Annotated in this window: 14 protein-coding genes; 2 read left to right on the top strand and 12 right to left on the bottom strand. The window is 41.8% G+C overall.

Features of this window, described 5'->3' with window-relative positions; all coding sequences use genetic code 11:
* Nucleotides 1-70 precede the first annotated feature (70 nt).
* Nucleotides 71-475 carry an ACT domain-containing protein gene (locus tag ACHCNF_RS15505; protein WP_408070643.1) on the top strand — a complete coding sequence of 135 codons (405 nt, stop codon included), beginning with the start codon at nt 71-73 and terminating at the stop codon, nt 473-475.
* Between the two features lie 67 nt (nt 476-542).
* Here ACHCNF_RS15505 and ACHCNF_RS15500 read toward each other — a convergent pair whose 3' ends face one another.
* The 12 genes from ACHCNF_RS15500 to argC all read right to left on the bottom strand — a co-directional run bounded on the left by ACHCNF_RS15500 (nt 543) and on the right by argC (nt 13,731).
* The gene (locus ACHCNF_RS15500) at nt 543-833 is read right to left on the bottom strand and encodes a hypothetical protein (RefSeq protein WP_408070642.1); all 291 of its coding nucleotides are present in this window, start codon (nt 831-833) and stop codon (nt 543-545) included.
* A 146-nt stretch (nt 834-979) separates the two neighbouring features.
* A complete protein-coding gene (locus tag ACHCNF_RS15495) occupies nt 980-3,190 on the bottom strand; it encodes a DNA internalization-related competence protein ComEC/Rec2 (protein ID WP_408070641.1) in 2,211 nt (736 codons plus the stop codon).
* 35 nt (nt 3,191-3,225) lie between these two features.
* Entirely contained in the window at nt 3,226-4,164 is a 939-nt protein-coding gene (locus ACHCNF_RS15490; RefSeq protein WP_408070640.1) for a GerMN domain-containing protein, read from the bottom strand.
* A gap of 51 nt (nt 4,165-4,215) precedes the next feature.
* Nucleotides 4,216-5,688, bottom strand: a complete 1,473-nt coding sequence (locus tag ACHCNF_RS15485; RefSeq protein WP_408070639.1) for a sensor histidine kinase — start codon at nt 5,686-5,688, stop codon at nt 4,216-4,218.
* Between the two features lie 15 nt (nt 5,689-5,703).
* Entirely contained in the window at nt 5,704-6,384 is a 681-nt protein-coding gene (locus ACHCNF_RS15480; RefSeq protein WP_408070638.1) for a response regulator transcription factor, read from the bottom strand.
* 19 nt (nt 6,385-6,403) lie between these two features.
* Entirely contained in the window at nt 6,404-7,132 is a 729-nt protein-coding gene (locus ACHCNF_RS15475) for a helix-hairpin-helix domain-containing protein (RefSeq protein ID WP_408070637.1), read from the bottom strand.
* A gap of 151 nt (nt 7,133-7,283) precedes the next feature.
* Nucleotides 7,284-8,804, bottom strand: a complete 1,521-nt coding sequence (locus ACHCNF_RS15470) for a sugar ABC transporter substrate-binding protein (protein WP_408070636.1) — start codon at nt 8,802-8,804, stop codon at nt 7,284-7,286.
* 18 nt (nt 8,805-8,822) lie between these two features.
* Nucleotides 8,823-10,007 carry an aspartate aminotransferase family protein gene (locus ACHCNF_RS15465; protein WP_408072253.1) on the bottom strand — a complete coding sequence of 395 codons (1,185 nt, stop codon included), beginning with the start codon at nt 10,005-10,007 and terminating at the stop codon, nt 8,823-8,825.
* 35 nt (nt 10,008-10,042) lie between these two features.
* Nucleotides 10,043-10,933, bottom strand: a complete 891-nt coding sequence (gene argB, locus ACHCNF_RS15460) for an acetylglutamate kinase (RefSeq protein ID WP_408070635.1) — start codon at nt 10,931-10,933, stop codon at nt 10,043-10,045.
* A 14-nt stretch (nt 10,934-10,947) separates the two neighbouring features.
* Nucleotides 10,948-12,171 (bottom strand): bifunctional ornithine acetyltransferase/N-acetylglutamate synthase, encoded by a 1,224-nt coding sequence (gene argJ / locus ACHCNF_RS15455; protein ID WP_408070634.1) that lies wholly within the window; start codon nt 12,169-12,171, stop codon nt 10,948-10,950.
* 13 nt (nt 12,172-12,184) lie between these two features.
* A complete protein-coding gene (locus ACHCNF_RS15450) occupies nt 12,185-12,631 on the bottom strand; it encodes a GNAT family N-acetyltransferase (RefSeq protein ID WP_408070633.1) in 447 nt (148 codons plus the stop codon).
* A 44-nt stretch (nt 12,632-12,675) separates the two neighbouring features.
* Nucleotides 12,676-13,731 (bottom strand): N-acetyl-gamma-glutamyl-phosphate reductase, encoded by a 1,056-nt coding sequence (argC, locus tag ACHCNF_RS15445; RefSeq protein WP_408070632.1) that lies wholly within the window; start codon nt 13,729-13,731, stop codon nt 12,676-12,678.
* A gap of 346 nt (nt 13,732-14,077) precedes the next feature.
* Between argC and ACHCNF_RS15440 the strand changes: the two genes are divergently transcribed.
* Nucleotides 14,078-15,304 (top strand): argininosuccinate synthase, encoded by a 1,227-nt coding sequence (locus ACHCNF_RS15440; RefSeq protein WP_408070630.1) that lies wholly within the window; start codon nt 14,078-14,080, stop codon nt 15,302-15,304.
* Nucleotides 15,305-15,364 lie beyond the last annotated feature (60 nt).

The raw sequence follows: 15,364 nt of genomic DNA, 5'->3' as shown, positions 1-15,364 counted from the left end.
TTATATCATGATATGGATTAAATTTTCAGAATAATTAAGCCAAAGAAAAAAGCTTTCAGGAGGAACAATTATGTTAAAACAGGTATCTATCTACGCTGAAAATAAAAAGGGATGTTTTCAGAATATCACCGGAATTCTTAGAAAAAACGATATCAATATTCTTGGATCAGTCACCAATGATTCTGCAGAATACGGAATAATCAGAATGGTCGTTTCCGAACCTGAAAGATGTATAGAAGTTCTCAGAAACGAGGGCTATATCTGCAAGACTACTCATGTTCTTGGCATTGAGTGTCCCGATGAAGTAGGAGCATTGGACAATATCCTTAAATCATTATATGAGAGCAACATCAATGTTAATTATATCTACCTGTCATTTAACCGTGAATCAGGCCTTCCTATAATGGTAATGCATACTGATGACATATATGCAGTTGAAAACATTCTTGTAAATAAGGGCTATAAATCAATTTAATTTAAGGGTTAAAAAACGCGGACCCCCCAGTCCGCGTCTTTTAATATATTATAAATTTCATACCCAACTATTTCATTTCTGCCCCATGGCTTGCAGCTATAAGGCCCACAGCAAAAGTCAGTGAGATTGCTATTTCTATCCCTATAATGAATTTGTCAGTCTGAGATCTCTTCTCCCCAAGAACCTCTGCATCCTCATCAACTTCGGAATCTTCCTCGATTGTCCCTTCGGATGTATCCACCACTTCATAAGAAGCTTCCTGATTTGTATCAGTCGAAGCGTAAACCGAACGGGTAGTACACAAAATCTCCAGCAGTATCACGAAAAGCAATATCGTGCCTGCGATAATTTTTTTCATCCCTCACCTCTGTCTTTCTTTTCAAGTATCATTATATAGTAACAAGGCAGCCCTGTGTTGACGGGATATGCACAGTTCTGTTCATAACTCGTACTTGACAAAATGTGTTCGCCCCGAACACCACCATAGTCATGGTAATTCAGGAATTAATCAATGTACGTTTTTATTTCCATTTTTTTGTTTGCAAAAGATGCGATAACCGCGCCGCTTTTGGCAGTCACATATATCCCGGAGCCAGTATTTTCAAGCCTTTCCATTAGTTCCTTGTGCGGATGATCATATCTGTTGTTGATCCCACAGCTTATAATTGAAATCCTCGGATTAACTATATCCAGAAATTCCTTATCACTTGTGTACCTGCTTCCGTGGTGTGCAACCTTCAATAATGTAATGTCCTGATATTCCTCACAGTTATCCTTTATATATTTTCTGAGAAGTTCCTGTCCTTCTCCGTCCACATCTCCGGTGAAAAGGCCTTTGAATTCATCCTTTTTTATATAAAGAACCGTGGAGTATGAATTTGGCTCATCTGTACTCATATCTTTTATAGGAGCTAAGCATCTGATATCAATTGAATCATTAAATATCCTCTCACCTCTGCTTATGTATGAAATCGGGATCTTCCGTTCTAAAGCTTTCTCTACCAGCTTTCTGTAATTATCCCCTTTTGAGTCATCGCTGACATCAGGCAGAATAAGATTTTTTATTCTTATACTTCCATTCTCAGACATCGCATCAATAAGCTCTAAAATACCACTGATGTGATCTTCATCCTCGTGGCTTACTATAACCGCATCAAGCTCGCCTATTCCTCTGTAAGATAAAAATGGCACAATCTGATATTTAGCGACATTTTTCTTGGAAGTGCTTCCACCATCAATAAGATAGTTGGCTGTTTTGGTCTCTATAACTATTCCATCCCCCTGTCCCACATCAAGTGCTGTTATTCTAAGACCGGGTCTGATCCTGAGGCATAAAATTACCAGTCCCGCAAAAAGAAGCACATATCTTATGCCTATTATAATTCTCTTATTTCGTTCCTTGTTCCTGCCTAAGTTAAGAGCACGTGTAACAGACCTTCCCCCCAGAAAAACAAACATCATCAAAAATATCAGGTATATGGCTACCTGCCATATTTCTGCATGTCCTGCATACCAGGTATTGTTTGGAAGTGCTTTTCCTACATCGCAGCAAAACAAAAACCATCTGATGATCAAGTGACAGCCAGCTCCGGTGATGATACCGGTCTGTACAATAAATGCCCCAAGTGCAATACTTAGTATTCCAAGAAACATCAGCACAGACATAAGCGGAAGTATCAGAATATTAAGCACTATAGAATATACCGGATAGGTATAGTAAAAGCTCATATTTACAGGAAGCGTAACAAGCATAATAGCAAGGCTTGCAGAAATTATCTTAAGTTTCCCGCTTTTTATATACTCTGGCATAACAGGCAGCACATAACCAATGGCAATGACCGCCCCAAAGGACATCAGAAAGCCGCTGTGCCTTATATATAGCGGCTGTGAAATAAGGAGCATTGCCCCTGCCAGTGACAGCGCAGATAGCATATCATAGCTCCGTCCTATTATGTCCGCTCCCAAATTTACAGCAAACATCACTATGGCTCTGCAAGCAGATGTACTCATGCCACACATGTTGCCATACATATACATGACGCATATTGCAAAAGCTGCAGCGAATATTATTCTTGCACCGGCCTTTCTCAGAAGCTTATACAGACTCATGCCAATAATGGAAATGTGAAGTCCTGATACAGCCATGATATGAATAATTCCATTTCTCTTAAAAGAGTCCTTTATATCCTCCTCAAGGTCATTTTTATCCCCGAGAAGAATTGCTTTCATAACTCCTGCATCACTTTCAGACATAGTTTTATCCAATATGCTTTCAAAATAGAGCTTTGCATCATAAAGGCTCTCTGAAACAAAATCCTCGCTTCCGCCAATGCCCAACAGCTCCACGTCCGTAAGGCTATATTCAGTTTTCAAAATGCGATAGTACTCCCGGCTGTCAAACTCGCCCGGATTTCTGCTAACGGGAAAATTCTTAACTTTACCTCTGACCTTAAGTACACAGCCAATTGGCAATCTGTACCCTAAGTCATCAATATAGAGCAGGATTTTCCTGTCGCGGTCAGTCTTTAAGTAAAGAACAAGCTGCTTTTCTCCCGTTTTAGGGCTTGTTCTTAACTCCTTATTACTTATTATTCCTTTAACCGTAATAATTTCCCGATCCGTGGGATAAGATATTTCTTCTGCAGGTAGAAATTGCAGAAGAAAAAAGACAGTCGCCGCCAATAGTCCTGTGACGGCACATAATGGTCTTTTCATTTTGCTCTTTCCACATAGTGATAACTGTGAAAAGCTTACTGTCTAACTATATCAAGGTTTCTCTCAAATACTGTACCGAGTGCAATTTTCTCCATAAAATAGCCCTCAGAGGAACCGTTGACAGATATCTGCACCTTGTTAACATCAGCAGTTTCACAGATTGTGTTAACAAGAGAATACAGCGAAATCTTGGGGTCTACATTCCCCACTCTCGTCAAAATGTTGCTGTCAAAGTCAACATAGCATACGCCATCCCTGACAGAGACGGAATTGATCTTAGCCTGAGAGTTAAGTGAAGCACATGCAAGGTCTGTATTAGGACCTGCCAGAAGCTGCTCAATTACAAGTCTCTGCATCAGAATATTACTGTTGTAGACAACACTTCTGTAAACAGGAATGAGTTCCTGCCCATCCTCAGAAGCAAAATAGAGGATAAGCTCTGCCTTTTCATATGCATTTATCTCATTACCTGCGTTATAAACAAAATCATCTGCGGACATGTTGCCGATAATGTTCCCGTCTTCATCAAGAAGAGGAGTACCCTCAACCGTAAAAGTCACATACTCAACATTGGGAATCTGGGTAAGGGTCCTTACCATAGCAGCTCTGTCCAGAATCTCGGTGGTCTTCTCAGTACCAAGGTATGAGTTTTCAAAATCAAGCGTAAGGACACCAGCCTTAAGTGAATATGAAAGCAAATTGACCGGGCCGTATATAGGCGCCTCATACTCAAGCTTTTCAGGCATGGTTTTCATCTGATCGAGCAGTTCCTTAATAACTGCTTCTGTGTCTGTCAATTCTGCTTTAACCTCATAGTCATGGAAAACAATTCCGGTTTCCTTGGAATTAAGGTAATATACTTTTATCACCTTATCATTATCAACCTTACTATTTACCGTACATCCAACCATGCATAGAGGAATAAGCATAAGACATAATATTAAGTTTATCAGTTTTTTTAAAGTGTTATTCATATTCTATGTTCTCAAGATTGCAGCAATCAGGCATTTATCCTGAAGCATGCATCACTCCAATGACTGCATGTAAATAAGAGGAATGCGTACAGTAAAGGTTGTTCCCACATTTTCCTCACTCTCAACTTCAATAGTTCCTCTGTGCATGAGTATCGCATTATGGGTTATGGAAAGTCCAAGACCGGTTCCACCGATCTCGCGTGACCTTGATTTATCAACTCTGTAGAATCTCTCATAAATTCTGTCGATACTATCAGCAGGAATTCCTATTCCGGAGTCGCTCACCCGGCAGGTGAAATACTGATGATCCGCATCAAGCTTTACCTTAACAAATCCATCATCTTTGTTGTACTTTACCGCATTCTCAACCAGGTTCATAAGAGCAAGCGACAGCTTGACTTCATCGATTTCCGCGGTTATTTCTCTTGTAGTTTCCAGTGTCAGTTCTATGTTGTGCTTCGCCGCAATGGGCTTCATTCTTTTCATGATGACTTCCATCATCTGAACCACATCGACAGAAGAAATATTTAAAGGCGTAGCCTTTTTATCCATTCTGACTAGTTCAAGAAGGTCATTGATTATCTTATTTTCTCTGTCTACCTCTGCAGCAATATCCTCCATGAAGTCTCTGTACACCTCATTTGGCACATCCTCCTGCATGATAAGTGAATCAGCAAGAACTTTCATTGATGTAATAGGTGTCTTGAGCTCATGAGATACATTGGATACAAATTCCTGTCTTGAGGCATCAAGCGCATTCATACGGACCAGAAGCTGATTAAATGCTTTGATAATATGCTCTGTCTCGTAATAATCAGATTCCGCTACCGGTTCATTGGTAAAGCCGGCCTTGACGTCATTGATAGCTGCAGTAATCCTGTCAAAAGGCTTAAGCAGTCTTTTTGACATAAAGAGAGCCACGATCAAAATCAAAATAACAGCTATAACCTCTATAGTTACAGCTCTTCTCGTCAGGATATCCATGGTCTGTGCTATGTTATCAGTTGATACACTTATCAGCAGCACACCTCTTATAACATTCTCCTGTCCGCTCTCAGCCGCAACATCTCCACTCTCATAGGTACGTGTCTCGATAATTGGAGCTGTCATTTCAATATATCTGTTATTTCTGTCATACACTGCGGAAGAATCGTTAATACCGTTTTTCAGGCAGCCTACTACTTCCTCGGAAATAATCGTTTTGCCCTCACTTATTCCATAAGTATCCTTGCGAATGGTGAGATCGCTGTCTATGACCATAACACGACCATCATACAGATTGGCCAAAAGATCCAGCTCTGCATTAATAACATCTGATGTGGTATCTGAAAAATAGCTGTAATTTATCAGGTGATTTGCAAGAATCTTCAGCTGTGTGGAAACTTCTGACTCTCTCACATTGACTGCACGATCCTCATAACTTTCAAGAATCGCAGAATGAATCACGAGGCATGAAATCAGCCCCGTGAAGAAAACAAGTGAAAATATTCTGAATCTAAGACTTTTAAATGGGTTATATATCATCTTGGTGACCTTTAATTACGCTTGAAAATAATAGCCTGATCCCCACTTCGTTCTAACGTATCTGGGCTCGGAAGGATTGACCTCAACCTTCTCACGAAGTCTTCTGACGTGAACGTCAACAGTCCTCTCATCTCCCGGGAAGTCCTCTCCCCAAATAGCATGAAGGAGCTCGCTTCGGCTGTACACCTTGCCGGGTGTTGCTACCAGGAACTCGAGAACATCAAATTCTCTGCTGGTAAGGTTGATTTCTTTATCATTGTAATAGACTCTTCTGTACTCTTCATTTACAGTAAGATCACCAAAAGTAAGAACTCTTGCCGGTACATCCGATTTGCTTGTTCTTCTGATAATAGCCTTTATTCTGGCCTTGACCTCAAGAATGTTAAAAGGCTTTGTAATATAGTCATCAGCACCGTACTCAAGTCCGAGAATTTTATCCATGTCATCGCCCTTCGCTGTAAGCATTACGATGGGAACATTCGAAAAATCTCTGATCTGCTGACAAACCTCAAAGCCATCCATTTTAGGAAGCATAACATCAAGTAGAATGATGTCATAACGGTTGTTACTAGCCATCTCTAATGCCTGTTCACCGTCAAAAGCAGTATCCACATACATGCCGTCCTGCTCGAGGCTATAACGAATTCCTTTTACAATTGTCTTTTCATCATCAACGACTAATACCTTTTTTGCCATCTCTTCTACTCCATTTACTTTATACTTTTATATGATCCTTTATTTTTGAAAAGAACTTTTCTTTGATACCCGTAACATTCTTGATATCTTCGATAGTCCCGAATTTCCCTTTTTCTTCTCTGTAGGCAATTATGCTCCTGGCTCTGCTGGGTCCTATCCCAGGTATGTTGCAAAGCTCCGCCTCAGAAGCGGTATTGATATTAACCTTGTCATCTCCGGGCGCAGATTCATTCGTGCCTCCGGTAGCCATTCCGGTAATACCCGCCATATCGCTTTGGACATCGGCAGATTCCATAAACTGTGAATTACCGGATGCCAGGCTCTCCTCTTCGGTAGGGATCTTAATCTTTATTCCATCCTCCAGGACAAGTGCCTGATTGATAAAATCGGTGTCGGCATCCTGCATAAATCCGCCTGCTGCCTTTATCGCATCAACAACTCTGCTGCCTGTGGGAAGCTCATATACTCCCTCGCATATAACCGCGCCGCATACATGGACCATTATGGTCTGTGGCATATCTTCGTATGAATCCCCGAATGCACTATCCGCCTCAGATTCCGGTTCCTTAGATTCTGACATATTATTAGCATCATCTGCTCTCTCGGAATCAGGGCCTTGTTCAGTATTATCATTTGCAGTTACAACAGGCTCTTCAAGTACAATGTCTGTGCTCTTCTTATCACACCCTGTTATCAATACGCCCAGCAATAAAATTGAAACTATTCTTATCGCAATATGTTTACGCATGTTTCCTCCAAAAATCGGAGGCCCCACCATGCTTCTTATGATAGTCCATCAATCATAATATCTAAAAAGATTTGACTATGCAAGATATCTGTAACACTTTCGTAACAATTACAAAAAAACTGCCGGTTTCGACAATTCTTTTGTATATTTTTTATTCTTCCTGACCCTCTGTAATAACTACTGTGGCATCCGGAAGCCGTTCCTCCTCTACTGCTGTGCCGTTTATCTGGAGCTTTACATTTTCAGACAGAGTCTTTAAGGTGTCATTAACATCTGCGCCATCCCAGATATTCGCAAAAGCAATTTCCAATTGTACCCAGAAATTACTGGTAGCCATCAATTTGGGCATAGGAACGGAGTTGCCGTAAACGCTTACAAATGAAGCAAGCGAATCATTGCTGTAGGGTATTTTGTCATGGGCGATGAGCTTTCCGCTCTTTAAATAACATTCATCCGTATTCTCACTGCAAAGGAAAGCTGCAAAATCATTGGCCATATCCTGATGCTCGGAAAAGCCGTTTATGACAAGGCAATTTGTAACGGACATTGTTCTGGTCTTGTAGTTGTCATTAAGAGCAGGCATTGTAGTTACGCCATAGTCAAAGCTGCATTTGCCTTCAGCTTTTGCTGCTTCTATCTTTGCAACAGCATCTGAAGTAGCTACGGTAAATACTGTCTTACCGTCTATGAAATCCTGAAGTACCTTATCGTAATTTACAGCACTCTCATCTATGGCAAAGAACTGATTCAGCTGCTGATAAAAACTCATACAGTTGATGGTATCCTCGTTATAGACGTCGATAGTACTTATATCATCTCCTGAAGCTCCGCCGAGATTCATATAATTACCGACAAAGAAATAGTTATAAAAAATATCCGTAACATCCCACTGAAATACGGATTCTACAGTGTCAGGTGCAGTATAGTTATCTGCAAAAAGGAGAATATCTTCGATAGTTGAAGGAAGCATATCCTTAACTCCCTGCTCGACTTCCTCGGGACTGACCGCTGCTTCTTCCTGAGTCTCGCCCTCTGCTTCACCCTCAGTCTGCTCCTGTCCATCCTGAGTTACATCTTCTCCTTCTATCTCTCCTGCATCTGCAGCAGCCTGAGCCGCCTCACCTTCAGCAGCATCTAACTCAGCCTGTCTGCGTGCTCTTACCTCATCCTCAAGATAAGTCTTATTATATAGGAGAGAGCTTGTCTCAAAATAATAGGGATAAGCTATTTTCTTCCCATTATATGTAACAGCATTCCTTGCAGATTCGCTAAAGCCCAGAGTCTCATCCTCCAGAAACTCGGGATCCTTTATCTCAGTTGCAAGTCCTGCCAGATAAGCCTTTTCAAGTCCGTCATGAGTCATTATGAAAACATCGGGATAGTGGTCGCTGTTTACGGAAGCCTTACCTATCTCCTCAAGGTATTCAAGTCCGGACACACATTCTATCTCTACTCTGCTCTTCTTACTTCTCTCGTTGAACTCAACAACCTTGGCAGTAAGATAGTCTGTCAGTGCATCATCCGTATACCATAATCTGATAGTGGTCTTATCATTGGATCCGAAAATAGAACGCTCCTCATGAAGTCCAACACCTGATTTAGAATAATAGAAAGCTGCCAAAAGCAGCGCTATAATAAGAACTGCTCCCAGCAGCCTGAATCTTATCTTCATAAAAACCTCGCTAAAAAATTAGTTCGGAAGATACGGCTCCAATATGCTGATCATATCGTCTACATCTTTTTTTGTGATGACAAGCGGAGGAATAAAGCGGATCACATTTGTTCCTGCATTTATCAGAATAAGTCCGTTTTCAAGCGCTTTACCAATTATCTCTCCAACCGGACGGTCAAACTCAAGTCCCTGCAATAAGCCGCTTCCTCTGCGGTCTATGATGCAATCATATCGTGATTTTAAATCTTCAAGCCTCTCCTCCAGATAAGCCGAAACCTCTCTCACGTTATCTATTATATGTTGAGTATTAAATAAATCAAGGACTTTGTTGATAGCTGCACCTGCAAGAGGATTACCTCCGTAGGTCGTTCCATGGTCACCTGCAACCAGTGAATTCTGACCAACTTTTTCAGTCATGAGAAATGCGCCCACAGGTACACCGCAGCCAAGTGCTTTGGCTGTTGTCATGATATCGGGCTTAACACCGAATTTCTGCCATGCATACATATATCCTGTTCTTCCCATACCACACTGTATCTCATCTAATATAAGAAGAATATCCTTTTCATCACAGAGTTTTCTTACGTTCCTAAGAAACTCCTCAGTAGCAGGATAAATACCGCCTTCTCCCTGCACTGTCTCCATGATTATGGCTACAGTCTTATCGGTAACCTGAGCCTTAACACTTTCAAAGTCATTAAAATTAGAAAACCTGATGTTTCCGATCATAGGCTGAAAAGCATCTCTATAATGTGCATTTCCGGTAACAGAAAGTGCACCGAAGGTTCTGCCGTGAAAGGAATGATTCATTGCGATGATCTCGTGGTCGGTTCTTCCGTCCTTCAAAAATCCATATTTTCTTGCAGCCTTAAGAGCTCCCTCAACAGCCTCTGCTCCGCTGTTTGTAAAAAAGACTCTGTCCATTCCGGATACTTCTTTAAGCTTGCGGGCTGCCTCAATTGCAGGAACATTGTAGTAATAGTTTGAAGTATGGATGACCTTGTCAATCTGGCTCTTAAGGGCGTCATTGTACTCTTTATTGCCATATCCGAGAGCAAATACACCTATTCCGGATACAAAATCCAGATAGCTCTTGCCCTCGATATCATAAAGATGCACTCCCTCTCCCTTATCAAGTACCACCTGATATCTGTTATAGGTATGTAAAAGGTCGCGCTCCGCCTCGTCTATATACTCTTTCATTGTGCTCATCGTTTGTCACCTCTTTGTAAGCTTATTTATTCTTCTTTTTCATCATCGTCAGACACGAACATGGTTCCGACACCCTTGTTGGTAAAGAACTCAAGGAGCAGGCAATGCGGGATTCTACCGTCAAGGATATGCACTCTGTGTACGCCTTCTTTTACGGCACTTGTGCAATTCGCAAGCTTTGGAAGCATTCCGCCCCCGATAGTGCCGCCTGCCATAAGCTCATCTACCTCAGAGCAGGTAAGTCTTGAGATGAAGGTTGATTTATCATTGATATCTCTGTAAACACCCTCTATATCTGTAAGGAATACGAGTTTCTCGGCGCCAACAGCCTTTGCGATAGCACATGCAGCATCGTCTGCATTTATATTAAAAGTCTCAAAATCCTCATTCATTCCCACAGGTGCAATAATAGGAAGGTAGTCGTTATCCATGAGGTCATACAGGATCTTGGGATCAACCTTTTCTACATCTCCAACAAAACCTATGTCCTGACCTCCGGAAAGCTTCTTCTTTGCACGAAGAAGTCCCGAATCCTTGCCGCTGATTCCGATAGCCTTAACCCCAAGCTCCTGCACCATTCTGACCAGGCACTTATTAACCTTGTTAAGAACCATCTCTGCTATTTCCATAGTCTCTGCATCCGTAACACGGAGTCCGTTTACGAACTCTGCCTCTTTTCCGACCTTGCCGACCCACTTACTGATTGCCTTTCCGCCACCGTGAACGATGATCGGTTTGAATCCAACAAGCTTTAAAAGAGTAACATCCTTGATGACATTTTTCTGGAACTCTTCACTTTCCATGGCACTGCCGCCATATTTAACAACTATGATCTTGCGATTATATTTCTGTATATACGGAAGTGCCTCAATGAGCACCTCTGCCTTCTTTAATACTTCCTGCATATCCTTGTCCACTTCAATCTCCCTCCTCAGCTTCTGTAATCAGCGTTGATCTTTACATAATCATAGGTCAGATCGCATCCCCACGCAGTTGCCTCATAAGATCCCGCATTCATATCAACAACCGCAATGACCTCTTCCTCCGAAAGAACCTTTGTTGCATATTCCTCATCAAAAGTCTGCGGATTTCCATCCTTAAACAAAAGAACCTTTCCTGCACTGCTCTCGATAGAAAGGCTGATCTTATCAGGATCAAACAGTACTCCGGAATATCCAAGCGCGCACAGAATTCGTCCGAAGTTAGCATCATGTCCGTATATCATAGCCTTTGTAAGAGATGAGCATATAACTGACTTTGCAAGAGTTCTGGCATTTTCCTTGGTATCGGCATTTAATACATGTGCTGTGAAAAGTGCGGTAGCACCCTCACCGTCTCCTGCCAGCATTCTGGCCATCTCTTTGCATATGGAATAAAGAGCCTCAAGGAAGGTATTATAATCCTCTCCCTCCTCACATATCTCACTATTACCTGCATCTCCGTTTGCCAGGATCATAAGTGAATCGTTTGTAGACATATCACCGTCAACAGAGATCATGTTGAAGGTGTCAACTACAACAGTTTTTAATGCCTTCTGTAAAAGCTCATGGGATATTGATACATCTGTTGTAATAAAGGAAAGCATCGTGCACATGTTGGGATGTATCATTCCTGAACCCTTAGCCAGAGCACCAATCCTGCATGTTTTTCCGCCAACCTCAAATTCCATGGCCATCTGCTTTGAGTGGGTATCGGTTGTCATTATGGCTTCTGCTGCACCTGTTCCCGCTTCCTCTGTATCTGATAGCTGAGGTACCATCTGCGCGATGCCCCGTTTTACGGCTTCCATGTTCATCTGCATGCCTATTACTCCGGTGGATGCCACCAGCACCGAATTTTCAGGAAGTGCCAGAAGAGACCCAACCTCAGCAGCTGTTTCGGCACACAGCTTTTTTCCTTCCTCACCTGTGCAGGCATTGGCAATTCCTGAATTACCCACGATAGCATGAACAGGGCCTATTCCGTTGCATATCTCTCTGTCCCAAAGTACCGGTGCGGCCTTTACCACGTTACTTGTGAAAACTCCCGCCGCAGTACATGGTGACTCGCTGTAAATCAGCATCATGTCTTTACGATTTTTGTACTTAATATTCGCTTCTGTACTTGCAGCCTTAAAACCCTTAGCTGCAGTAACGCCACCTTTTATCTGTTTCATTATGCTATCTCCTTTAGTTTTTAACAAATTCCGTAAGATTATTTTCGTTTAATGTAAAATCGTAATAGTTCATGTCAGAGCGCAAGGTCCAGTTCATACGCTGCCAGAAGGCATTTCCTACCTTATTGGTCACGAACGCATTGAGACAGACCTTATTGATCTTTTCTTCCTTAAGACGCTCTATGCAAAATTCCACCATTCTCTTACCTATTCCATGCCGTCTGTAATTCTTATCAACGCAAACATGGTAGAAACAGGCACGTCTACCGTCATGTCCACACAGAATAGCTCCGACTATCTTGTCATCTTCAACATCAACCGCGCAGGTATTTGGATTCCTTTGTATAAACATTGATATTCCTTCGTAGGAATCATCCAAAGTCCTTATTCCGAATCCCTCTATTGAATTCCACAGCGCAAATACTTTTTCATAATCATCTATGGTCATTGTTCTTACCATAATGGATCTCCTCAAATATCAGTTTTTATTTAGATATATAAAAATCACGGAAAAGCCGGAACAAAGTCGAGTCCCATGGCTTCATCAAGTCCAAACAAAATGTTCATATTCTGTACTGCCTGACCTGCCGCACCTTTTACCAGATTATCTATAGCGCCCATAAGGATTATGCGACCTGTTCTCTCATCAATCTTAAAACTTATATCAACATAATTGCTTGTCTCTACCCATCTGGTCTCAGGATAAACTCCATCCGGAAGAAGTCTTATAAACTTCTCATCCTTGTAATACTTCTCATAAGCAGCCCTGATATCAGCTGCATCCGGAAGGCTTCCATCTGCTTTCTTTACAAGTGACGCATACTCAGTAGCCAGGATGCCTCTGTTCATGGGAATAAGATGAGGTGTGAAATTGATGGTGATATCAGCATCTGCAGCATATCCAAGCTGCTCCTCAATCTCCGGTGTATGTCTGTGATTTGCTACGCCGTATGGCTTTACGCTCTCGTTAACTTCACAGAACAGGTTAGCTGTTTTAGCCCCTCTTCCTGCACCGGATGTGCCGCTGAGAGCATCAACAATAAGTGTATTTGGATCTATGAGCTTCTCCTTTACAAGAGGATAAGCCGTTAAAATCGAGCAGGTAGTATAGCATCCGGGATTTGCGACTATACGTGCATTTTTTATCTCATTTCTGTTTATCTCACAAAGCCCGTAAACTGCTTCCTTAATATATTGTGGTGATTTATGTTCTATTCCATACCATTTTTCATATATCTCTACATTCTTAAGTCTGAAGTCCGCTGAGAGATCTATGATCTTAACCTTCTTTAAAATGTCTTCATTGACAAGTCCCGCACACAGGCCCTGAGGCGTTGCTGTAAAAATGACGTCTACCTTGTCTGCAAGTTCGTCCATATTATCATCAAGGCATTTCGCATCTACTATATTAAAGAAGTTTCCATATACAGAACTGAATCTCTCGTCAATATAGCTTCTGGAGCCGTACCATACTATCTCTGCTTCGGGATGACCATATATCAGCCTCGCGATCTCTGCCCCCGCATATCCTGTTGCACCAATTATCCCTACCTTAATCATAACTTCGCCTTTCTTTATGCCTTTCTTTATATAGTAAAAACATCTCGTTTTTGCATATTATTACGAACAAATTCGTTCTTGCATATTATTACGAACAAATTGCGTCAAAGAAAACGTAAAACCGTCAGTTTCCATCGCATCTACAATTATAAGCTTTGTTATTCAGTATAATCAAGGAAACACTTTTATGCAAGCATTATTTATATTTATGCATTAAAATATGCATTTTATAAATTTTTATGCATAAAGTGCTTGCATTTTAATCATTGAAGTTGTATAGTCACTTTTGTAAAACATACTCATTGATCATTTCATTAAATGAACTATACATTTTAAGGAGGAAGTTATGGCTAAAGAAAAGGTAATACTTGCATATTCGGGTGGATTGGATACAACAGCGATCATCCCGTGGCTCAAGGAGAATTTTGATTACGAAGTTGTTTGTGTCTGCATCGACTGCGGACAGGAAGAAGAACTGGACGGACTTGAAGAGAGAGCTACAAGCTGCGGTGCTTCCAAGCTTTATATATTGGATGTAATAGACGAGTTCTGTGATGAGTACGTTGTTCCCTGCGTTCAGGCTCATGCCGTATACGAGAACAAGTATCTCCTTGGAACATCCATGGCTCGTCCCCTTATTGCCAAGAAGCTGGTTGAGATTGCAAGAAAAGAAGGCGCTGTTGCTATCTGCCACGGTGCTACCGGAAAGGGTAATGACCAGATCCGTTTCGAACTTGGAATCAAAGCACTTGCTCCTGATATCAAGATAATCGCTGCATGGAGAAATGATAAGTGGACAATGGATTCACGTGAGTCAGAGATTGAATACTGCAAGCAGCATGGAATCAATCTTCCTTTCTCTGCAGACAGCAGCTACAGCCGTGACCGCAACCTCTGGCACATCTCTCACGAGGGTCTTGAGCTTGAGGATCCCGGACAGGCTCCCAATTATAAGCATCTCCTTGTACTCGGATGCACTCCTGAGGATGCTCCCGATACAGCTACAGAGGTCACCATGACCTTCGAGGGCGGCGTTCCCAAGTCAGTTAACGGAAAAGAAATGAAGGTTTCTGATATCATCCGCACACTTAACAAGCTTGGCGGTGAAAATGGAATCGGTATAGTAGATATAGTAGAAAACCGTGTTGTAGGTATGAAGTCACGCGGAGTATACGAGACTCCCGGCGGAACAATCCTCTACGAAGCTCATCAGCAGCTTGAAGAGCTCATCCTCGACCGCGACACCTACACAATGAAGAAGGATATGGGGAACAAGTTTGCAGATCTTGTTTACGAAGGAAAATGGTTCACTCCTCTTCGTGAAGCTGAGCAGGCTTTCATCCAGTCAACTCAGAAGTATGTAACAGGTGAAGTAAAGTTCAAGCTCTACAAGGGTAACATCATTAAGGCCGGCACAACATCACCCTACTCACTCTACAACGAGTCAATTGCTTCCTTTAAGACCGGTGACCTCTATGATCACCACGATGCAGAGGGCTTCATAAACCTCTTTGGTCTTGCTTCAAAGGTTCGCGCCATGAAGATGCAGGAAGTAGAAGGCAAAAATAAATAAAAACAGGATGCATTGGAACCGGGCATAAAGAAGGGGCTGTGAAAAAATGAGAATCATTTT

It is taken from the genome of Butyrivibrio sp. NATIVEDY162, from assembly GCF_045999815.1.
Taxonomy (GTDB): Bacteria; Bacillota; Clostridia; order Lachnospirales; family Lachnospiraceae; genus Butyrivibrio.
This window is presented reverse-complemented; position numbering and strand designations above follow the sequence as displayed.